General features: G+C 67.1%; 15 protein-coding genes. 7 read left to right on the forward strand and 8 right to left on the reverse strand.

Features of this window, described 5'->3' with window-relative positions; translation table 11 throughout:
- Positions 1 to 29: 29 nt before the first annotated feature.
- From OCT48_RS13950 to OCT48_RS13985, 8 genes are all read right to left on the reverse strand, one after another.
- A complete protein-coding gene (locus OCT48_RS13950; protein WP_263589734.1) occupies positions 30 to 1,439 on the reverse strand; it encodes an aminotransferase in 1,410 nt (469 codons plus the stop codon).
- 59 nt (positions 1,440 to 1,498) lie between these two features.
- Positions 1,499 to 2,911, reverse strand: a complete 1,413-nt coding sequence (locus OCT48_RS13955; RefSeq protein ID WP_263589735.1) for an APC family permease — start codon at positions 2,909 to 2,911, stop codon at positions 1,499 to 1,501.
- A 73-nt stretch (positions 2,912 to 2,984) separates the two neighbouring features.
- Complete coding sequence (locus OCT48_RS13960) at positions 2,985 to 4,472, reverse strand: aldehyde dehydrogenase (RefSeq protein ID WP_263589736.1); 1,488 nt, start codon at positions 4,470 to 4,472, stop codon at positions 2,985 to 2,987.
- A gap of 219 nt (positions 4,473 to 4,691) precedes the next feature.
- Positions 4,692 to 5,642 carry a LysR family transcriptional regulator gene (locus OCT48_RS13965; protein WP_263589737.1) on the reverse strand — a complete coding sequence of 317 codons (951 nt, stop codon included), beginning with the start codon at positions 5,640 to 5,642 and terminating at the stop codon, positions 4,692 to 4,694.
- 165 nt (positions 5,643 to 5,807) lie between these two features.
- Entirely contained in the window at positions 5,808 to 7,019 is a 1,212-nt protein-coding gene (gene argE / locus OCT48_RS13970) for an acetylornithine deacetylase (protein ID WP_263589738.1), read from the reverse strand.
- A gap of 205 nt (positions 7,020 to 7,224) precedes the next feature.
- Positions 7,225 to 7,899, reverse strand: a complete 675-nt coding sequence (locus OCT48_RS13975; RefSeq protein ID WP_263589739.1) for a DUF1028 domain-containing protein — start codon at positions 7,897 to 7,899, stop codon at positions 7,225 to 7,227.
- Positions 7,896 to 8,321 carry a RidA family protein gene (locus OCT48_RS13980; RefSeq protein ID WP_263589740.1) on the reverse strand — a complete coding sequence of 142 codons (426 nt, stop codon included), beginning with the start codon at positions 8,319 to 8,321 and terminating at the stop codon, positions 7,896 to 7,898. Before OCT48_RS13980 ends, OCT48_RS13975 begins: the two co-directional genes overlap by 4 nt.
- Entirely contained in the window at positions 8,321 to 9,655 is a 1,335-nt protein-coding gene (locus OCT48_RS13985) for a flavin-containing monooxygenase (protein WP_263589741.1), read from the reverse strand. The genes OCT48_RS13980 and OCT48_RS13985 overlap by 1 nt, the downstream gene beginning before the upstream one ends.
- A gap of 469 nt (positions 9,656 to 10,124) precedes the next feature.
- Here OCT48_RS13985 and OCT48_RS13990 point away from each other — a divergent pair, with 469 nt between their 5' ends.
- The 7 genes from OCT48_RS13990 to OCT48_RS14020 all read left to right on the forward strand — a co-directional run bounded on the left by OCT48_RS13990 (position 10,125) and on the right by OCT48_RS14020 (position 20,023).
- Positions 10,125 to 10,550: a universal stress protein gene (locus OCT48_RS13990; protein ID WP_263589742.1), complete on the forward strand. Its 426-nt coding sequence runs from the start codon at positions 10,125 to 10,127 to the stop codon at positions 10,548 to 10,550.
- Positions 10,551 to 10,592: 42 nt separating this feature from the next.
- Positions 10,593 to 12,254 carry a BCCT family transporter gene (locus tag OCT48_RS13995; protein WP_263589743.1) on the forward strand — a complete coding sequence of 554 codons (1,662 nt, stop codon included), beginning with the start codon at positions 10,593 to 10,595 and terminating at the stop codon, positions 12,252 to 12,254.
- Between the two features lie 578 nt (positions 12,255 to 12,832).
- Positions 12,833 to 14,179, forward strand: coding sequence for a UDP-glucose dehydrogenase family protein (locus tag OCT48_RS14000; protein ID WP_263589744.1), 1,347 nt, complete (start codon positions 12,833 to 12,835; stop codon positions 14,177 to 14,179).
- 11 nt (positions 14,180 to 14,190) lie between these two features.
- Positions 14,191 to 16,128, forward strand: a complete 1,938-nt coding sequence (locus OCT48_RS14005; RefSeq protein ID WP_263589745.1) for a glycosyltransferase family 2 protein — start codon at positions 14,191 to 14,193, stop codon at positions 16,126 to 16,128.
- Positions 16,129 to 16,169: 41 nt separating this feature from the next.
- On the forward strand, positions 16,170 to 17,741 hold the full coding sequence (locus tag OCT48_RS14010; RefSeq protein ID WP_263589746.1) for a PilZ domain-containing protein: 1,572 nt from the start codon (positions 16,170 to 16,172) through the stop codon (positions 17,739 to 17,741).
- Positions 17,742 to 17,809: 68 nt separating this feature from the next.
- A complete protein-coding gene (locus OCT48_RS14015; protein WP_263589747.1) occupies positions 17,810 to 18,700 on the forward strand; it encodes a polysaccharide lyase in 891 nt (296 codons plus the stop codon).
- Between the two features lie 63 nt (positions 18,701 to 18,763).
- Positions 18,764 to 20,023 carry an alginate lyase family protein gene (locus OCT48_RS14020; RefSeq protein WP_263589748.1) on the forward strand — a complete coding sequence of 420 codons (1,260 nt, stop codon included), beginning with the start codon at positions 18,764 to 18,766 and terminating at the stop codon, positions 20,021 to 20,023.
- Positions 20,024 to 20,031: the final 8 nt, after the last annotated feature.

Consider the following 20,031-nt stretch of genomic DNA (forward strand, 5'->3'; position numbering starts at 1 on the left):
CGCCTCCCAGGAGGCGGGACTTCCGGGTATCAGCGCGGCAGGTAGCCGTCGGCCTTGAGCGACTCGGTGGCGGCCTCGATGCTCTCGCGCAGCGTGGCCACCACGAAGTCGACGTGTTCGCGACTCAGGATCAGCGTCGGGGAGAGGATGTTCATGTGCGCCAGGGGGCGCACGATCAGGCCGCGCTTCTGGCACTCGTCGGCGATGCGATTGCCCACCTTGGCCTCGGGGGCAATCAGTTCCCTGGTCGCCTTGTCGGCGACGTTCTCGAGACACATCATGAACTTGCGGCCACGGACGTCGCCGACGATCTGCAGGTCCTCGAGCTCATGGAGGCGCTCCTCGAAGTAGGCACCCACGTCCTTGACGTGATCGCAGAGGTTCTCGCGTTCCATGATCTCGATGTTCTTGAGGCCTGCGGCGCAGCTCACCGGGTGGCCGGAGTAGGTGAAGCCGTGGGTGAAGATGGCGCCATCGGCCTGGGGCTCGCTGATCACCTCATAGATGCGATCGGAGAAGATGGTCGCTCCCAGCGGCAGGTAACCGGAGGTCAGCCCCTTGGCGCAGGTGATGATGTCCGGGACGATGCCGAACTCGTCCTCGGAGGCGAACATGTGTCCCAGCCGGCCGAAGGCGGTGACCACCTCGTCGGAGACATAGAGGACATCGTACTTGCGGCACACCGCCAGGGTCTTCCTGTGGTAGCCCTCGGGCGGCACGATCACGCCGCCGGCGCCCAGGATCGGCTCGGCGAAGAAGGCCGCGACATTGTCCGGGCCCCGCTCGAGGATCTTGTCCTCCAGCTCCTGGACCTTCTCGTCGCAGAAGGCCTCCAGGCTCTGGCCCTCCGGGCGACGGTAGGGGTTGGGGCTGGAGATGTGGTGCACCAGTTGGCGATCGATGTCGAAGCCGATGTGGTCGACCTCGACCCCGGTGATCGACATCGCCATGTAGGTGCTGCCGTGATAGCCGTCCTTGCGCGAGATGATCTGCTTCTTGCTCGGCTTGCCGAGCTGGTTGAAGTAGAAGTGGATCATGCGCACGGCGGTGTCGTTGGCCACCGAGCCGCCACAGCCGTAGAAGACGTGGTTGAGATCCCCCGGCGCCAACTCGGCGAGCTTGGCGGCCAGGCGCGCGGCCGGCGCGGTGGTGTGGTGGCCGAAGGTCGAGAAGTAGGGGATATCGCGGATCTGCTCGGCGACCGCCTCGGCGATCTCGTCCCGGCCGTAGCCGATGTTGACGCACCAGAGCCCGCCGATGCCATCGAGGTAGCGCTTGCCGTCGGCGTCCTGAAGGGAGACGCCGTCGGCCTGGCGGAAGACCATGGACCCGCTTTCCTTGAAGGTGGAGAAGTCGGTCCAGGGGTGCATGAAGTGGTCGCGATCCTTCTGCCAGATTTCCTGTTTCTCGAGCTGGGCGGACGCGTTCTGACTGGTCATCGTGATTCTCCTTCGGGGTCGGGAGGCGGCGGCGGGCGGCGCCTCGCGTAGTTGTCTTCTCAGCGCTTGGCGATCTGGTCCAGGGGTTCGGGCTTGAACAGCGGCTTCTTCATCACCAGCTTGATCCAGGCCACGGCGACGACGCTGACCAGGCCTAGCACCACGCCGGCGTTGGTGAAGATCTCCGCGGTCAGTTCCGGCGCCGGCGAGGCATAGACGATGGCGTAGACCATGCCGGCGATGCCGATCAGCTGCGGCAACGGATAGAGGGGCGAACGGTAGGGACGCTCGGCCTCGGGGTAGCGAATGCGCAGGGCGATGACGTTGACATGGGCGATGATGTAGGCGATCAGCCAGGCGATGGCCGCGGAGATCAGCAACAGGCCCACGGTGCTGGCGTCGTTGCCCCAGATCAGCAGCGGCAGGCCGGTGACGCCGGCGGTGAACAGCACCGCGACCCAGGGGGCGCGGGTGGACCGGGTCAGCCAGCCCAGCATCGGGAAGGCCTGGCCCTGCTCGGCCATGCCCTGCAGCATCCGCGGCACGGCGGCCAGCGAGGTGTTCACCGTGCTGCAGGTCGCGGTGATCGCCGCCACGGCCAGCAGGAAGGTGCCCGATCCGCCGAAGGCGGCACTGGCATACTCCAGGTGCGGCAGCTCGGCGGTCATCAGCACGTCGCGCGGCAGGTAGAAGAGCGCGCCCAGGCAGTAGAGGGCGAACACCCCGAAGATCACGGTCAGACCCAGGTACATGGAGCGCGGGATATAGCGCTCGGGACGGCGCGTATCGCCGACCAGCGGGCAGACGAACTCGGCGCCCACATAACCCCAGATGGCCAGGGCGATCAGGGTGAAGGCGCCCTCGCCCAGGTTGAAGCCGGCGGCCAGCTCGGCGGCCGCGAACCGATGAGGCGCGAAGCCGCCCGTCAGGGCACTGACGCCGAGCAGGGTCAGGGCCACCACCATGGCGAAGGCCAGCACGTTCTGCAGCTTGGCGAAGACATCGATGCCCAGCAGGTTGAGCACCGTGAAGGCGCCGAGGATGCCGAAGGCGACGTAGTGGGTCCCTTCCACGGCCGGATAGAGCACGCCGATCAGGTAGTTGACCAGCATCAGCTCGGCGGACAGCGCGAACATCGCCACCACCACATAGCCGGAGAACACCGAGAGGATCGCCGGGAAGTGCCCCAGGGCCACCTCGGTGTAGGCGCTAAGGCTCCCCGCCCGGGGCACCAGCAGGGCCAGTTCGGAGAAGGACGCCGCATAGCACAGCGCCAGCACCCAGGCGATGGCCAACGGCACGATGAAGGCGGCCCCGGCGATGCCGACGCCCTGGAGCATCAGCACCATGACGCCCTGGGATACCACCAGGCCGACCGCCACGGCCATCAGGGACTTGAGACCCAGGACGCCTCGGGCCTTCTTGTCGGTGGCGGTCGTGGCCGCCGCCGATTTGGATATGGCATCTTGCATTGTCGTCACCCTCTTGTTGTTGTGGGGGGTCGCACCCGCCGGTGAGGCACCGGCGGGCGGGGTCAGGGGCGGCTCATAGGCGCACCCAGGTGGTCTTGAGCTGGGTGAACTTGTCCAGGGCATGCAGCGACAGGTCGCGGCCGAAGCCGGACTGCTTGTAGCCGCCGAAGGGCGTGGTGAAGTCGATGGCGTCCACGGTGTTCACCGAGACCGTGCCCGCCCGCAGGCGGCGCGAGACGCGATGCGCCCGCGACAGGTTCTCGGTCCACACGGACGCCGCCAGGCCGTAGATGGAGTCGTTGGCGATGGCCACCGCCTCGTCCTCGTCGGCGAATTCGATCAGCACCGCCACCGGCCCGAAGATCTCCTCGCGAGCGATGGTCATCTCCGGGGTCACGGCCTCGAACAGCGTCGGCGACACGAAGGCATCCTGTTCCTCGCCGCTCGGCGCCTCGCCCAGCGCCAGACGCGCGCCCTCTTCCAGGCCCAGCGAGATGTAGTCGCGCACCCTGCCGGCATGCCCGGCGTCGATCAGCGAGCCGACGTCGGTGGCCGGGTCCAGCGGGTCGCCGACCACCAGCTCGGAGGCGGCGGCCACGAAGCGCTCGACGAAGGCGTCCTTGGCGTCGCGCTGGACCAGGATCCGCGAGTTGGCCGAGCACACCTCGCCCTGGTTGAAGTAGATGCCCTGCACCGCGGTCTTCGCCGCGGCGTCCAGATCGCTGTCGGCGAACACCAGGTTGGGGCTCTTGCCGCCGCACTCCAGCCAGACCTGCTTCATGTTCGAGCGGGAGGCATACTCGAGGAAGCGCTTGCCGGTGGCCGTGGAGCCGGTGAAGGTCAGGCAGTCCACGTCCGCGTGCAGGCCCAGGGCCTCGCCGGTGATGTGACCGTGGCCCGGCAGGACATTGAAGACGCCGTCGGGGATGCCCGCTTCGCTGGCCAGCTGCGCCAGGCGCAGGGCGGTGAGCGGGGACGACTCGGCGGGCTTGAGGATCACGCTGTTGCCCGCCGCCAGCGCCGGGGCCAGCTTCCAGGCGGTGATATCGAGAGGAAAGTTCCAGGGGATCACCGCGGCCACCACGCCGACGGGCTCGCGGGTGATGGTGGCCAGGTTGTCGCCATCGGTGGGCGCCACCTCGCCGTAGAGCTTGTCGGTGGCCTCGGCGTACCAGCCGAAGCAGCCGGCCGCGCCGGGAATGTCGAGCTCGAAGGCATCGCGGATCGGCTTGCCGGTGTCCAGGGTTTCGAGCAGGGCCAGCTCTTCCTGATGCGCCATCATCAGCGCCGACAGGCGCTGCAGCACGGCCTTGCGGCTGGCCGGCGCGGCGCGCGACCAGTCACCGGCCTCGAAGCTGCGCCGCGCCGCGGCCACGGCGCGATCCACGTCCTCGGCACCGCAGGCCGCGACCTCGGTCAGGGCCTCGCCGGTGGCCGGGTTCCAGGTGGTCAGGGTCTCGCCGTCGCCGGCCTGGACGCGCCGGCCGTCGATGAAGGCCCCATCCGGCAGGGTCAGCCGGGAGCGCAGGTCACGCCAGAAGGACAGATCATGTGCCGCCATCGGGTGGGTCTCCGTTGTCAGAGTCGTTGTTGTCGGGATCGCATTGACGTGTGTCACGACCTTAGGGTCACGATAGTCCCGGCCTCCTGATTAAATAAAATATTATAATTCGAAGAAAAGGATCATAAATTCCTATGCAGAGGACCCGAGCGGTCACGCCCCGACCGGGCGGGTCACCTCCGATGCGCTGTGTCGTCCTTGGAAAGGGCCGGCCCCCGCTCAGGGGTTGGCCGCCAGTCCCGTGCTCGTGCCCAGGCGTTCGAAGACGTCACCTCGCGCCTCGCTGTCCTGGGCCAGGCGATGCATGGCCTCGGCGGCGGGGCTCAGGCGCAGCCCGCGCAGGCAGGCGATGCCCATGGAGAGCGGCTGGGCCTCGTCCTCCAGGGGCAGGGCCGTCAGGCGCCCGCCGTCGAGCGACTCGAGGGCGGTCAGGGGGGTGTTGAACAGCGAGAAGCCGAAGCCGTTGGCCACCAGGCCGCGCAGCATGTCCATGGACTTGGCGCGATGGGCCACGGACGGCGACAGGCCATGACGAGTGAAGATCGACAGGAAGTACTCGCGGCTCAGCGGCCAGTCGAGCAGCACCATGGGATAGGCCACCAGCTCGGCGAGGCCGATGCTGTCGCGCAGGCTCAGGGGATGATCGGCGGCGACCACGGCATAGGGGGGAAAGCGATAGAGCGGCGTGAAGTCGATCTCCTCGGGGACCTGGAGATCGTAGGTGAAGGCCAGCTCGTAGTCCCCCTGGCTCAGGCCGCGCACGACATCGACCTGGTTCATCTCGTCGCAGTAGAGGCTCACCCCCGGGTGCCGGTCGGCGTAGCGCCGCAGCAGCTGTGGCAGGAAGACCGGCGCGAAGGTGGGAAAGGCCACCAGCCGCAATTCGCCGCCGATCTCCTCGCCCAGCGAGAGGGCGTACTTCTCCAGTCCCTCGGCATCGCGCAACAGCTGGCGTGCCCGAATCAGCAGCTGCTTGCCCGAGGGCGTCAGCGACAGGCCCTGGGCATGATGCCGCACGAACAGCTGCAGGCCGGTGATCTCCTCGATCTGCTGGATGGCCGCGGAGATCGAGGGCTGGGAGACGTGCAGCTTGCGGGCCGCCTGGGTGACGCTGGAGAGCTCGCCGGCGACCACGAAGTAGCGCAGCTGCTTGAGGGTGAATGGACGCATCGGGTCGTTTCCGCCGCTGACGAACAGGCGCCCCGCGACGGGCGCGGGGCGAGCCCCGTCAGCATATCAGGCGCCACCTTTGTGCGTCTCGTCCGCTCTCAGCGCGGCAAGGCGCCCTGACGGTCGGGTCATTGCCTCGCCGCCACGGGGGCAAGGCACAACGCATCACGCCGGGTCGGCGACCGGCAGCTCGCCGGCGGCCAGGCGCCGCCGCGCCTCGGGCCCCGAGAGGGCCTCGATCAGCCGGGCCAGGAAGGCCTCGCAGCGGGCCAGCTGGTCGCGGGTCACGAACTCGTCGGGCTGATGGCCCTGGGCCATGCTGCCGGGCCCGCAGACCAGGGTCGGGATCCCCAACTCGCGCTGGAAAAGCCCCCCTTCGGTGCCGTAGCCGATGCGTTCCAGGGTCCGCTCGTCGAGCAGCGCCAGGATGAAGGCCACCAGGGCCGCGTCGTCGGCCATCGACAGGCCGGGATAGTCGCTGAGGCGCTCCAGCCGAATGCTGGCCTCAGGATGCGTCTCGCGCATCTCGGCCTCCAGCGAGGCGGCCAGGGCCATCAGCTCGCCGAGCATCGCCTCGGGATCGTCCTCGGCGACGTTGCGGATCTCGATGTCCAGACAGCAATCCTGGGGCACGATATTCAGCGCCGCACCGCCCTGGATGGTGCCCACCTGGAGGGTGGTATGGGGAATCGCGAAGCGCGCGTCGAAGGGCCCTCGAATGGCCTTGGCGGCAGCCGTCTCTTCGACCCAGGTCACCAGCCGGGCGGCGGCATGGATGGCATTGACGCCCTGGGGGGCCATGCCGGAATGGCAGGCCTTGCCGCGCACGTGCAGCCGTACCGCGAGCTTGCCCTTGTGGGCGGTGGCGAGGCGCATGGAGGTCGGCTCGCCGACCAGGCAGGCCGCCGGCCGCACCGGCTGGTGGGCCAGGTCGGCGAGCAGGGTGCGCACCCCCAGGCAGCCCACCTCCTCGTCGTGGGAGAACGCCAGGTGCACGGGCACGGCGAGGTCGGCCTCGACCAGGGCGGGCACCGCGGCGAGCACCGCGGCCAGGAAGCCCTTCATGTCGGCGGTGCCACGGCCGTACAGGCGCTCGCCCTCGGCGGTCAGCCGGAACGGATCGACGCTCCAGGCCTGGCCGGTGACCGGCACGGTATCGGTGTGACCGGAGAGCATCACCCCGGGGCGAGCCAGCGGGCCGATGGTGGCATAGAGGTTGGCCTTCTCGCCGCTATCATCGGTCACGCGACGCGAGGCCACGCCGTGGCGGCCCAGATAATCCTCGATGAAGGCGATCAGCGGCAGGTTGGAACGGTGGCTGGTGGTGTCGAAGGCCACCAGCTCGGCGAGCAGGTCGACGACGGAATCCTGGGACATGGGAACACCCGAATGGTCAGGGAAGGAAAAAGACAGCCATGATGATCGCACCGGCTCGGGGCTGATCCGTCGACAGGCCTTCGAGGAGGCGCTGTAAACCCTTCCATGGGCGCTAGCGACGCCATCCCTGGCGTAGGACCTCCTCTTCGGCCTGTCCACGGCGCCCCTAGTCTTGTCCAGCGCGGGCGGTCTGGTCAGGGTGATATCAGCGCTCGTCGCCCGGCACGCCGTAGGACGGCGACTCGTCGGGGCGCACCGCCCGCAGCACATAGGCGTCACGCTGCGGCAGATAATGCTCCCAGATCATGCGCAGCTCGGCCAGCGGTGCAATGTGCCAGTCGACTCTCAGGTCGACCACCGGCCAGCTGGCCCGGTCGGTGACCTTGAGCCCCGCCGAGAACACCGGCCCCATCTCGCCACCCGCGGCCAGGCCCGCGTCCATGGCGGCCATCAGGCGCTCGGCGAGTTCGCCGTCATCGGCTTCGAAGGCCGCGACCATGGCATCGATCACGCCCGTGTCGGCGAGCATGTTGCCGCCCGCCACGCAGTCCCGGCCCTGCCGGGTGGCGTGGATGCCCAGGGTCTCGACGCCACTGTGCACGGCGCTGCGGCCCTCGCCGTCGAGGACCTGCAGCTGGCGCCACTCGGGGTAATCCTCGTGCTCGCGGAGTCGTGCCAGCACGGCCTCGGCGCCGAGCCCTGCCTCGAGCAGCCGCACGCCCAACTGACCCAGCGCGGGGTTGGTCACGTTCTGGGTCAACACCGCCCCCTTGCCGGGGGCGATGAAGGGGCAGCGGCTGGCCACGCAGATGCTCGAGGAGCTGATGGCGGTGCCGATCTGCCCGGTCTCGCGACAGAAGCCGGCGATGGAAAAGGTCATGAGTTGGCCTCCTCGTCGGGAATGACGGCGATGACGTCGATCTCCATCAGCCATTCGGGCTGGGCGAGGCCGGCCACCACCAGGCCGGTGGAGATCGGGAAGACGCCCTTGAGCCAATTGCCCACCTCGCGATAGACCGGCTCGCGGAAACGCGGATCGGTGAGGTAGGTGGTGGTCTTGACGATATGGCTGAGGTCGGAGCCGGCCTCCTCGAGCAGCCGCTTGACGTTCTTCATGGCCTGCTCGGCCTGGACCCGCGGGTCACCCAAACCGACCAGCCGCCCCTCGAAGTCGGTGCCGACCTGACCACGGACATAGACGGTGTTGCCCGCCTTCACCGCCTGACAGAGATCGTTGTCCAACGCCTGGTTGGGGTACGTTTCCTGGGTGTTGAACATGCGGATTCGCGTGTGCGTCGGCATCAGCTGACCCTCTCTGCGCTGGTATCGTCGATGGATGGCTCGGCTGGGGTGTGCGTTTCCTGGCGCTGGGCGGTTTCGTGGTAGGCCAGGTACTTGCGCTGGGTGGCGATGTGGTCGGCGATGTGCTTGGCATCGTGCCAGACGCCCCAGATGAAGCTGGAGCCGCGCCGCGACAGCCAGGGCAGGCCCACGAAGTAGACGCCCGGCTCGCTGGACACGCCGCGCTGATGCTGCGGCTTGCCGTGCTCGTCGAAGGCGTCGACGGCGAGCCAGTCGTAGTCCACCGTGAAGCCGGTGGCCCAGACGATGGCGGTCACGCCGGCATCATTCAGGTCCAGCTCGCGAACCGGCTCGGTCACGCATGCCGGGTCGGGAGGAATGCGGCGTGCTTCGGGCTCTTCCGGCAAGTCGAGGCCATTGCGGGCGGCGTAGTCGTCCGCGGCATCCAGCATCGCCAGGTAGTTCGCATCGCCGCGTGCCAGGTTGTCGGCCAGGTCGGCCTCGAAGGTCGCCACGCCGTCCTTGAAGGCCTGCGTCCGGCCGACCAGCGTCATGCCCTGGTGCGCCAGTTCACGGAAGTCGATCGTCTTGCCGCCGTTCGCCCCGCTCACGGCGATGGTGACATGCTCGGTGCCCGGCTTCATGACCTCGGCGTCCCACTCGCCGAGCACGCCCAGCCACCAGCAGAAGTCACGCCCGCGATAGGCGCGCGGCGGGCGGTCGTGGGGCCCCACCGAGAGGTAGACGCGCTTGCCGCTGCGCTGCAGTTCCTCGGCAATCTGCACCCCCGACGACCCAGCGCCGACCACCAGCACGGCGCCCTCGGGCAGCTGCCGGGGGTTGCGGTACGCCGACGAATGGATCTGCACGAGGCGCTCGTCGTCGGGCGCGATTGGCGGAATCACGGGGCGCTGAAAAGGCCCCGTAGCCGCCACCACGCGATGGGCCTCGATCACGCCCTCGGAGGTCTCGACGGTGAACCCCGGCCGGCCCTCGTTGCGTTCGACCTTGCGGACCTCCACACCGGTGCGGATGGGCGCGCCGATCTTGCCCGCGTAGGCCTCGAAGTAGGCCGCCACCCGCTCCTTGGAGGCGAAGGCATCGGCATCGACGTCATCGAACTCCATGCCCGGGAAGCGGTCGTGCCAGGCCGGACCGTTGGCCACCAGCGAGTCCCAGCGGCTGGTGCGCCAGGCTTCGGCGATACGATCGCGCTCCAGCACCAGGTGCGGCACCCCGAGATTGCCCAGGTGTTCGCTCATGGCCACACCCGCCTGACCGCCGCCAACGACAAGCGTATCGATTTCCACTCTTTCAACAGCAAACTCGGTCATGGGAGGTCTCCTTGTTGTCGTGTCGACCACCTTAGGAGCACCATCTGATTAGTTAAAATATATTTATAATGTAAAGAGAATCAGAAAAAACTATTCAAAACTCCCGGTCTCATCACCATCCCTGCGGCCTCTCCTTCTCAGGGTTGGTAGCGCGCCACCGTCTTCAACGCGGGGTAACGGGTCAACGCCCGAGATCGCCCCTTGGCATGATGGCGACGCGTCGAGACAAGCAATCGGCACGCCATATGGATATCAAATTTACGGTTATCAGAGATTCATCGAATGATTAGAATGCGTTATCCGAATGCGTCGAGTCCGTTCGCTCGTCGATGACGCACCACCGGAAAGTGGCGATTTCAGGTCCCGATTTTTGGCGTAATCCGTTGAAAGCGCGACAAGCTTCATGGAGCTCAACAGGCCACACTGGTCAGAAGAGCCAGTCGATACCATACGCAGGAGGAGCGCAGGCATGTACAAGAAGATAATGGTGCCAGTGGACCTGGCGCACTTCGATGTGATCGAACCATCGCTTCAGGTGGTGGCGGACCAGGCCAGGCACTACGGCGCCGAGGTCTGCTATGTGGCCGTCACCGCCACGGTCCCGGGCAGAGTGGCGCACAACCCGGAGGAATACCAGCAGAAGCTGGAGGCCTTCGCCCAGGAGCGGGCCAAGGTGCACGGCCAGCCGGTCAGCGCCAGGGTGATCACCACCCCGGACCCCATCGCCGACCTGGACGATGTGCTGATCGATGCCATCGACGAGGTCGGTGCCGACCTGGTGATCATGCCGACCCATCCGCCGAAGCACCTGGACGTCGTCATCCCTTCCCATGGCGGCAAGGTCGCCACCCACACCAAGGCTTCGGTCTTCCTGGTGCGCCCCCAGCAGGATTGACGCCTACACTTCGCACATCGACGTCTACAAGGAGAGTCTATCGTGACGAACAACCACAAAGCTCCAGAGGCGACCGCGCCTTCCGAGGGCATACCCGCCCCCGAAGGCCCGGCCAACCTCATCGATACCGACTACGTGATCGGCCAGGACAACATCACCGCCAGCGCCATGGGGATCAAGCTCGACCTGCATGGCAAGGTCTTCACCTTCTCCTCGCTGGTGATCCTGTTCTTCGTGATCATCACCCTGGCCCTGCAGGACCAGGTGGAACCGATCTTCAATGCCATGTTCAGCTTCCTCACCGGGAACCTGGCATGGTTCTTCCTGCTGGCGGCCAACATCTTCGTAGTGTTGTCCATCGTGTTGATCTTCACCCCGCTCGGGAAGGTTCGGATCGGCGGTGCCCACGCCACCCCGGACTTCAGCTACCTCGGCTGGTTCTCCATGCTGTTCGCCGCCGGCATGGGCATCGGCCTGATGTTCTACGGTGTCTCCGAGCCGATCACGCACTTCGACACCGCCATGGGCGGCACCACCGTGGAAGGCGGGGTGCGCACCGACTGGTCGCCGCTGGGCGCGGCCGCCGGCAACCAGGAGGGCGCCATCTCGCTGGGCATGGCCGCCACCATCTTCCACTGGGGCCTGCATCCCTGGGGCATCTACGCGGTGGTAGCACTCGCGCTGGCGCTGTTCTCCTACAACAAGGGGCTACCGCTGACCATGCGCTCGATCTTCTACCCCATCCTGGGTGAGCGCGTCTGGGGCTGGCCGGGCCATGTCATCGACATTCTGGCGGTGTTCGCCACCCTGTTCGGTCTGGCCACCTCCCTGGGGCTGGGTGCCACCCAGGCCACCGCGGGGCTCGGCTACCTGTTCGGCGTGCCCGCCACCAACACCACCATGGTGCTGCTGATCATGGGCATCACCGCGGTGGCGCTGTGCTCGGTGGTGCTCGGCGTCGAGAAGGGGGTACAGCGCCTTTCCCAGTTCAACATGATACTGGCCTTCCTGCTGCTGGCCTTCGTGATCGCCGTCGGCCCGACCCTGATGATCGCCACCGGCTTCTTCGAGAACCTGGTCTCCTACGCCGTGAACCTCCCGGCGCTCTCCAACCCCTTCGGGCGTGAAGACGCCAACTTCTCCCAGGGCTGGACGGCCTTCTACTGGGCCTGGTGGATCGCCTGGTCGCCCTTCGTCGGCATGTTCATCGCCCGGGTCTCCCGCGGCCGCACCGTGCGCGAGTTCCTGGTCGCCGTGCTGTTGGTGCCGTCCATCGTCTCGGTGCTGTGGATGACCTCCTTCGGCGGCACCGCCATCGACCAGGCCGTCAACCAGGGCTTCGAAGGCGTCCGGGAGGCAGCCCTCGAGCTGCAGCTCTTCCAGATGCTCGGCCAGCTGCCGCTGACCGCGATCACCTCCTTCGTGGCCATCGTGCTGGTGATGGTGTTCTTCATCACCTCCTCGGACTCCGGGTCGCTGGTGATCGACTCCATCACCGCCGGCGGCAAGGTGGACGCGCCCAAGCCGCAGCGCATCTTCTGGGCGATCATCGAGGGTGCCGTCGCCATCGCCCTGCTGCTGGGCGGCGGCCTGACGGCACTGCAGACGGCGGTGATCACCACCGGCCTGCCGTTCACCCTGGTCCTGCTGGCGGCCTGCTACGCCATCGTCAAGGGCCTGATGAGCGAGCCCAGGAGCGTCTGACCGTCGACCCATAGTCTCGACACCCACGAAAGGCGGCCCGCGGGCCGCCTTTCGCGTTGTTGGCCTGCCACGCGTCGACGAGGACCGGCGGCGGGCCGTCACGTTCCGGGGCCGGTGTCGACGGCTCGCTACACCGGGTGTCGCCCGACAGCAGACGATGTCGACGGTTCGCTACACCCGGTGTTGCCGGGCGTCGACCGGCCTCCTGTCGGTGGCCCCCGCGCCTTCCCCCGGCCAGCCCCCCGGCCCCTATCTGGCGGGCCTTGCGGCGAGAGCGGCGTCCCGGCATGGCGCCCTCCCTTCCCACCGGTTTTGGCCCCCCGGAATCTCGCCTCGCCCCTGAACCAAAGCCCAAGCTGTTGCCTAGAGGCGACAGATTTCATCCCCTCCGGCCCCTCCCTGGCGATCACGCTTCATCAACTCAACTTATAATTGACTGATAGATAAAGGATTTTTTTTATTGGCGCGATTATTGCTCTACTTACCGGCATACACACGTTTGCATTCACTCCTCGTTGCCCATCGAGACACGAGGCAACGCAGAACGTTCAAGCCCAAGACAAGGAGCGACGACGCCCATGAAGATCACCATCTTCGGTTCCGGATATGTAGGACTCGTCACTGGCGCCTGCCTCGCCGAGGTCGGCCACGAGGTGATGTGCGTCGATGTGGACGCCGAGAAGGTGGCCCGCCTCAGCCAGGGCGAGGTGCCGATCTACGAGCCGGGCCTCGAGACGCTGATCCACCAGAATCTGGAGGAGGGTCGGCTGCACTTCACCAATGATGCCAAGGCGGCGGTCGATTTCGGTCTGCTCCAGTTCATCGCCGTGGGCACGCCCTCCGACGAGGACGGCAGTGCCGACCTGACGCATGTGCTCAAGGTCGCCGAGACCATCGCCACCCACATGACCGAGTACCGCATCATCGTCGACAAGTCGACGGTGCCGGTGGGGACCGCCAGCAAGGTCGAGCGGACCGTCGCCGCGACCCTCGAGGCGCGTGGCGTGGACCTCGAGTTCGACGTCTGCTCCAACCCCGAGTTCCTCAAGGAAGGCGCCGCCATCGAGGACTTCTCGCGCGGCGCACGCATCGTGGTGGGCACCGAGTCCGAGCGCGTCCGCAAGGTCATGCGCGAGTGCTACGGCCCCTACAACCGCCAGCGGGACAAGTTGATGTTCATGGGCGTGCGCAGCGCCGAACTGACCAAGTACGCCGCCAATGCCATGCTGGCCACCAAGATCAGCTTCATCAACGAGATCGCCAACCTCTCCGAGCGCCTGGGCGCCGACATCGAGGAGGTACGCCACGGCATCGGCAGCGACCCGCGGATCGGCTACCACTTCATCTACCCGGGCTGCGGCTACGGTGGCTCCTGCTTCCCCAAGGACGTCAAGGCGCTGGCCCACACCGCCGAGGCGGCCGGTTACCCCGCCGAGCTGATCACCGCCGTCGAGCAGGTCAACGCGCGCCAGAAGAGCCGCCTGTTCGAGATGCTCAGCCAGGCCTTCAACGGCGACCTGGCCGGCAAGACCATCGCGCTGTGGGGCCTGGCCTTCAAGCCCAACACCGACGACATGCGCGAGGCGCCCAGCCGCGCCCTGATGGAGGCCCTGTGGCAGGCCGGTGCCCGGGTGCAAGCCTATGACCCCGAGGCCGCCGAGGAGTGCCTGCGCATCTATGGCAACCGCAACGACCTGGACGTCACCGAGCATCGTGACGAGACCCTCGAGGGCGCCCATGCCCTGGTCATCTGCACCGAGTGGAAGGCCTTCCGCACCGTCGACTTCGTCAAGCTGCGCGAGCGGCTGATCGAGCCGGTGGTGGTCGATGGCCGCAACCTCTTCTCGCCCCAGAGCGCCCAGGAGGCTGGCCTCACCTACTACGCCATCGGCCGAGGCGCCTCCGTCCGTCCCGTCGTCTCCTGAGAGGCAGCGACATGTCGAAGCTCCCAGACCACACTTCCGTCGCCAGCAAGGCGACGGAGCTGACCGCCCTGCTACTGCTGCTGGCCCTGCTGGTGGTGCTGCTCACCGAGCTGCCGTCGGAGGTCTTTTCCCCGGCGTCGAAGAGCTTCTTCTTCGCCATCGGAGCCGTCGGCGCCTGGCGCTACTCCTGGTGGATCGTCCAGGCCCTGCGCTCGGTGTGGTACAACCGGCGCATCTTTCCGCGGCTGAGGGCCGCGGCGGATGCCGCGGGGGACACCGCCAAGCCCAGCGAGCTGTACGTGCTGTGTACCTCGTTTCGCATCGACCCCGATGTCAGCTATCAAGTCTACGAAGGGCTGGTGCGCGAGGTCCGGGACTACGGGGTGCCGACGACGATCTTCGCCTCGCTGTCCGACCGCACCGACGTCGACATCATCACCCATGTGATGGAAGACCTCGGCTGGCCGGACAACGTCGAGCTCCGCTACATGTTCCAGAAGGGCGACGGCAAGCGCTCCGCGATGGCGGAGGTGCTGCGCGCCATCTCGCGTCGCGCGCCGGCGCCGGACGCCCTGCTGGTCTCGATGGATGGCGACATCCTGCTGGAGCCGGGCACCCTGTCGCGCTCCCTGTCCTTCTTCAAGACCAACGAGGACCTGGGGGCGCTGACCACCAACAACAGTGCCATCGTGACCGGCGGTGACGTCACCAAGGAATGGTACGACCTGCGCTATGCCCAGCGTCACCTGGTCATGAGCTCGCTGTCGGTATCGCGGCGCCTGCTGGTACTGACCGGCCGCTACAGCGCCTTCCGCCTCGACCTGGCCACGCAGCCGAGCTTCATCGAGCTGGTGGAGAACGACCATGTGGAGCACTGGCGCTTCGGCAACTTCAAGTTCCTCTCGGGGGACGACAAGTCGACCTGGTACTGGCTGCTCAAGAACGGCTGGCGGATGCTCTACCTGCCGGATGTCTACGTCTCCGGGTTCGAGGAGCTGCCGGATCGTCGGCGCTTCTTCAAGTCGACCACCGACCTGATGCGTCGCTGGTACGGCAACATGCTGCGCACCAGCGGCCGGGCGATCGCCCTGGGCCCGCGCCCGATGGGCATCTTCACCTGGTGGAGCCTGGTCGACCAGCGGCTCTCCATGTGGACGACCCTGATCGGCCCCATGGTGGTGATCCTGGTGACCCTGTTCGTGCGCCCGTCGTTCATCTTCGCCTATGCGCTGTGGATCCTGTTCACGCGCAGCATCTCGACGCTGATCCTGGCCTGGCAGCGCGGCCGCTTCAGCCTGCTGTGGATCCCGCTGATCTACTACAACCAGGTCTTCGGGGCCCTGCTCAAGACCTATGTCAGCTTTCGCTTCAATCGCCAGAAATGGTCGCGCCAGGGGATCTCCGCCGGCGAGCCCAGCGACCCCGTCGCCGTCAGTCGACAGCGGCGCATGGGTCACGTGCTGCATGGTTTCTTCGTCGCCGTGATGCTCTACGTGCTGCTGCTGGCCACCGGCGTGCTGCAGCCTCCCGATCGCACCGCCATGGCCATCCTGCAGGGCCCGGCCCCCAGCGAGGCGCAGGCCTCGAGCACGACGCCGAACATGGGGACGGCCAACCGCTGGATGGCCATGACGCTCGCCGATGGGTCACCCAGCGGCACCGTCATGCTGCCGCCGGAGCGCCTGCAGCTGGACGAGGGCCTGCTCGAGATCGTGGCCACCACCGACCGCATGAGAACCGAGCGCCTGACGGGGGCCGCCGGTGGCCAGACGACCACGCTGGACATCAGCCCCGCGCTGGCCCGACATATCCGCGACGCCAGTGGTCGTCCCCTCGACGGCAGCGGGATCGAGACCTGCGGCGCGTCGCCGGGCTGCGTCCTCGAGCTAGACGACCGGACCGTCCCCCTCGTCGACCTGAACATCAGAGTGCAACCCGGCCGCTCCTGAGCACGCAGGCAGGAGCCAGGAGAACTCTCTAGGAGACACCCATGACCGACTATTACGCCGATAATCACGAACGCAGCGAACCCACACTGGGGGGCCAGCGAGATGACTCGCCGGCCCCCCAGGAGAACAATCAGGCCCGGCAGCGCCCGCAGACACCCGGCGTGGGCATCGCCCACGAACGCCGTGACGAGCGGCGCTATATCCGCGTGGCGCGGACCTTCCAGGTCAAGATGGAGGACGGCACCCTCTTCGACGGGGTCGACCTCTCCCAGGGCGGCTTCGCGATCCACAGCGAGCGCCCCCTCCGCAGCGGGGCCCGGATCAAGGCCTCGCTGCTGATCCTGGCGGGCGGCGCCGAATTGACCATCCCCGTGTCCGCCGAGTGCCGGCATTGCACGGCGACGGCACAGGGACGCAGTCATACCGCGGGCTTCGAGATCACCGACATCTCCCCGGGCCACCTCGAGCTCCTGCGCCGGGTGATCCGCGCGAGCCTGAGCGGCCGCGAGGTCGACGTGGAAGGCTTGATGGCCGGCGAGGACCCCCAGACGCCGCGCAAGCGCCGGAACGAGGCGGGCATGTCCGCCCCCCAATCCGCCCAGCGCCCGCCCAAGCCGCTGGGGCGCTATGTGGCGCTGTTCATGGCCTTCGGCGTGCTGGCCCTGGTGGCGGCCGCCACGGCCTATCGCAACTTCATGCTGATCGAGCCGAGCTTCGCCGCGGTGACGGCACCGCGCATCGATATCCGGGCGCCGGGGCCGGGCATCCTCCAGGCCCACGACCTCCAGGCCGGCGACCGAGTGGAGCGCGACGCCAAGCTGACCAGCGTCAAGAACGTCGACCTGGAATCTGACCTGATCCTGGCCAAGGCGGCCCAGAACTACAACAGCAAGCTGATCGAGAACCTGCAGAACAACATCGACTCCGGCGCCAACCAGGTCAGCCTGGCCAACTCCGCCAAGCCGGCCAACGGCGAGTCGGTGAGCTTCGAGACGGTGTCGCCGGAGATCGCCCAGGCCCGCATCGACCAGTTCGAGACGGCCCGGGACTTCCAGAACTCGCGCATCACCGCCCTCGAGGCCCGTCAGTCCCAGAACGAGATCTACAGCCCCTGCAACTGCCTGGTGGCCTGGGCCCTGAGCAGTTCCGACGGGACCTACATCAACGAGAGCGAAAAGATCATGACGCTCATCCGTACCGGGGAGAACGACATCATGGTCGAGGCCCTGGTGCACATGGACGACATCGACAACATCGATCCCAACCAGAAGGCCTACATCTCGCTGCCGCACACCTCGGGGCCGATCAGTGCCCGGGTACGCAGCGTGGCCCTCGACATCGAGCGCCAGCCGCGTGCCGGCTTCCCCAACTGGGTGCGTCAGCAGCAGAACGTGGCCAGCGTGCTGCTGGTGCCGGAGAAGCCGCTGCCGGCCGACGCCGTCGGCACCCCGGTCGATGTTCGCTTCACCGAGGCCCCGCTGATCGGCACCACCGCCGAGTGGATCTGGCAGGGCGGGCGCGCCGTTGGCCAGCTGTTCGGTGGCATCTTCGGCCTGTTCACCGGCGACGAGCAGGAAGCCCAGACCAGCGGCAACCTCAGCCAATCGGGCTGAGCCCGTCCGTACCATACGTTAGCTCATGACCACAGCCGCCCGTCGGGCGGCCCCGACCGGAGCCCGACATGTCTCACGACACCCTTCCGAACGGTAAGCGTCACCTCGCCATGCTGATGGCGGCCCTGCTTCCCGGCCTGGCCGCACCGGCCATGGCCAAGAGTGATGAAGGCAACAACCTGTCGATACCCAGCGAGGCGGCCTGCTCGACCCGCTATCCGCTGGTCGCCTCTCCCGCGCCCGCGCCGCAGGCCGAGGATGCCAAGTCCGCCGTGCGTGACGGCTTCGGCACCCAGAAGGACTGGGGCACCGAAGACAACGTCGCATTGCTCTCGGCCGGCGAGACCGGCCTCGACGAGCCCGGCCTGCGGATTCGTTACCCAGAGGGCACCTCGTCCCCCGGCGATACCGAGAAGGGGGGCGCCGGCTTCTATGCCGCGCCGGACGCCCTGGCCGGGGCGGAACGCGCCTGCCTGCAATACCGGGTCCGCTTCGAGCCGGGCTTCGACTTCGTCAAGGGCGGCAAGCTGCCCGGCCTGTTCGGCGGCGAAGCCCCCAGCGGCGGCGAGGAGGCCAACGGCGAGAACGGCTTCTCGATGCGCTACATGTGGCGCGAGAACGGCCAGGGCGAACTCTACGAGTACGCCGTCAACCAGGACAAGGAATACGGCAAGTCGGTGGGCCGGGGCCTGTGGAGCTTCCCTACCGGGCAGTGGGTCACCCTCGAGCAGGAGATCATCCTCAACGACCCCGGCCAGGACAACGGCGTGGCCCGCGTTTGGGTGGACGGTCGACCGATCCTCGAGCAGCGGAGAATCACCTATCGCACCAGCGAGGCGGTGACCATCGACGGCCTGATGTTCTCCACCTTCTTCGGTGGACATGGCGAGGACTGGCGCACGCCCCGTGACCAGCATGCCGACTTCGCCGGCTTCCGCTTCTACGCGCCCCGATCCTGACCGACCCGACGGGCCGTGCCGACGGCCCGTCCCGACACCGCTTCACAAGGAGCTCCGATGCCCATGACCCAGTTCACCGGCCTTCGCCGCGCCGCCCTGCCCCAGCGTCTGCTCTCGGGGCTTTCCCTGGCCCTGTGCGGCCTGGGCGCGGCAGGGACCCCCGCGGCCCAGGCGATGACGCTCGAGGAGCGAGCCGAGCTCGACCTCTCCGAGTACAAGGTGACGGCGCCGGATGCCTCGTACTTCGATGTCGAGGCGCGCATGGCGCTGCTCGAGGACGTCGACAACCCCATCCTGCTGCAGGAAATCGACCAGCTGTCGACGGGCACCAGCTGCGAGCAGCTGATGGAGTACAAGCCCATCGACACGCGTATGCGGATCCCGGGTTACTACCCCAGCCCCGAGGAATGGGAGCTGGCCTCGGAGCCCCTCTTCCAGTTCGAGGACAACGTCTCCCTGCTCGCCGGCAGCTACGTGGCCACCGGCGACGACTACTACGCCGAGTGCCTGGTGCGCTTCCTCGACAAGTGGGCCCAGGACGAGGCGCTGACCAACTTCTACTACGACTCCATGGAGCCCCAGGCCTGGTTCGCCACCGAATCGATGATCTTCGCGGCCGCCATGGCCTACTCGGTGGTCCGTCCCGAGCTCGAGGGCATGCAGGAGGAACGCCAACGCATCGAGACCTGGCTCAACGACCTGGCCCACCAGCATTCGGACATCCAGGGACAGCCGGGCAACAGCTGCTGCAACAACCACTTCTACCGCCGCGCCCTCTACGCCACCATGGTCGGCGTGCTGACCGAGGACAACGAGCTGTTCCGCTTCGGTGTCAGCGCCATCTATTCCGCGCTGCACGACCTCACCGAGGAGGGCGCCCTGCCCATGGAGGTGGCTCGCGGGCGGCGCGCGACGCACTACCAGAACTATGCCGTGCTCTACCTGGTCACCAACATGCAGGTCATCGCGCGCCAGGGCTACGACATCTTCGAGCTTGAGATCGAGGGCAACACCATCCACGAGGCCGTCGACTTCGCCCTGGAGATCTTCGAGAACCCCGCCGCCCTGGGCGACATGGCCCCCCTTGAGCAGTACACCGGCTTTCTCAAGGACAACCAGTACTTCTCCTGGATGGAAATCTACCAGACCCGCTACCACGACCCGCAGATCGCCGAGTTCATCCGCCGGGTGCGGCCCATCTACAACCGCAGTGCCGGTGGTTACATAACGCTCTACTTCATGGAGCCCGATGCACAGCGGAATATCGTCATGGATGAAAAGCAGCGCGAGGACGCCGCGTTCAAGGGCCTGGGAGTGGAGTGATCGCTCCC

Origin of the sequence: Halomonas sp. M4R1S46, from assembly GCF_025725685.1 — a bacterium.
Taxonomy (GTDB): domain Bacteria; phylum Pseudomonadota; class Gammaproteobacteria; order Pseudomonadales; family Halomonadaceae; genus Halomonas.

Excerpts from the sequence above, each read along its gene's own strand:
- OCT48_RS13990 (WP_263589742.1), top strand. The coding sequence starts at position 10,125 with ATGTACAAGAAGATAATGGTGCCAGTGGACCTGGCGCACTTCGATGTG.
- OCT48_RS13965 (WP_263589737.1), bottom strand. The coding sequence starts at position 5,642 with ATGCGTCCATTCACCCTCAAGCAGCTGCGCTACTTCGTGGTCGCCGGC.
- argE (WP_263589738.1), bottom strand. The coding sequence starts at position 7,019 with ATGTCCCAGGATTCCGTCGTCGACCTGCTCGCCGAGCTGGTGGCCTTC.
- OCT48_RS13985 (WP_263589741.1), bottom strand. The coding sequence starts at position 9,655 with ATGACCGAGTTTGCTGTTGAAAGAGTGGAAATCGATACGCTTGTCGTT.
- OCT48_RS13980 (WP_263589740.1), bottom strand. The coding sequence starts at position 8,321 with ATGCCGACGCACACGCGAATCCGCATGTTCAACACCCAGGAAACGTAC.
- OCT48_RS14015 (WP_263589747.1), top strand. The coding sequence starts at position 17,810 with ATGTCTCACGACACCCTTCCGAACGGTAAGCGTCACCTCGCCATGCTG.
- OCT48_RS14005 (WP_263589745.1), top strand. The coding sequence starts at position 14,191 with ATGTCGAAGCTCCCAGACCACACTTCCGTCGCCAGCAAGGCGACGGAG.
- OCT48_RS13950 (WP_263589734.1), bottom strand. The coding sequence starts at position 1,439 with ATGACCAGTCAGAACGCGTCCGCCCAGCTCGAGAAACAGGAAATCTGG.
- OCT48_RS13960 (WP_263589736.1), bottom strand. The coding sequence starts at position 4,472 with ATGGCGGCACATGATCTGTCCTTCTGGCGTGACCTGCGCTCCCGGCTG.
- OCT48_RS13975 (WP_263589739.1), bottom strand. The coding sequence starts at position 7,899 with ATGACCTTTTCCATCGCCGGCTTCTGTCGCGAGACCGGGCAGATCGGC.
- OCT48_RS14010 (WP_263589746.1), top strand. The coding sequence starts at position 16,170 with ATGACCGACTATTACGCCGATAATCACGAACGCAGCGAACCCACACTG.
- OCT48_RS13955 (WP_263589735.1), bottom strand. The coding sequence starts at position 2,911 with ATGCAAGATGCCATATCCAAATCGGCGGCGGCCACGACCGCCACCGAC.
- OCT48_RS14000 (WP_263589744.1), top strand. The coding sequence starts at position 12,833 with ATGAAGATCACCATCTTCGGTTCCGGATATGTAGGACTCGTCACTGGC.
- OCT48_RS14020 (WP_263589748.1), top strand. The coding sequence starts at position 18,764 with ATGACCCAGTTCACCGGCCTTCGCCGCGCCGCCCTGCCCCAGCGTCTG.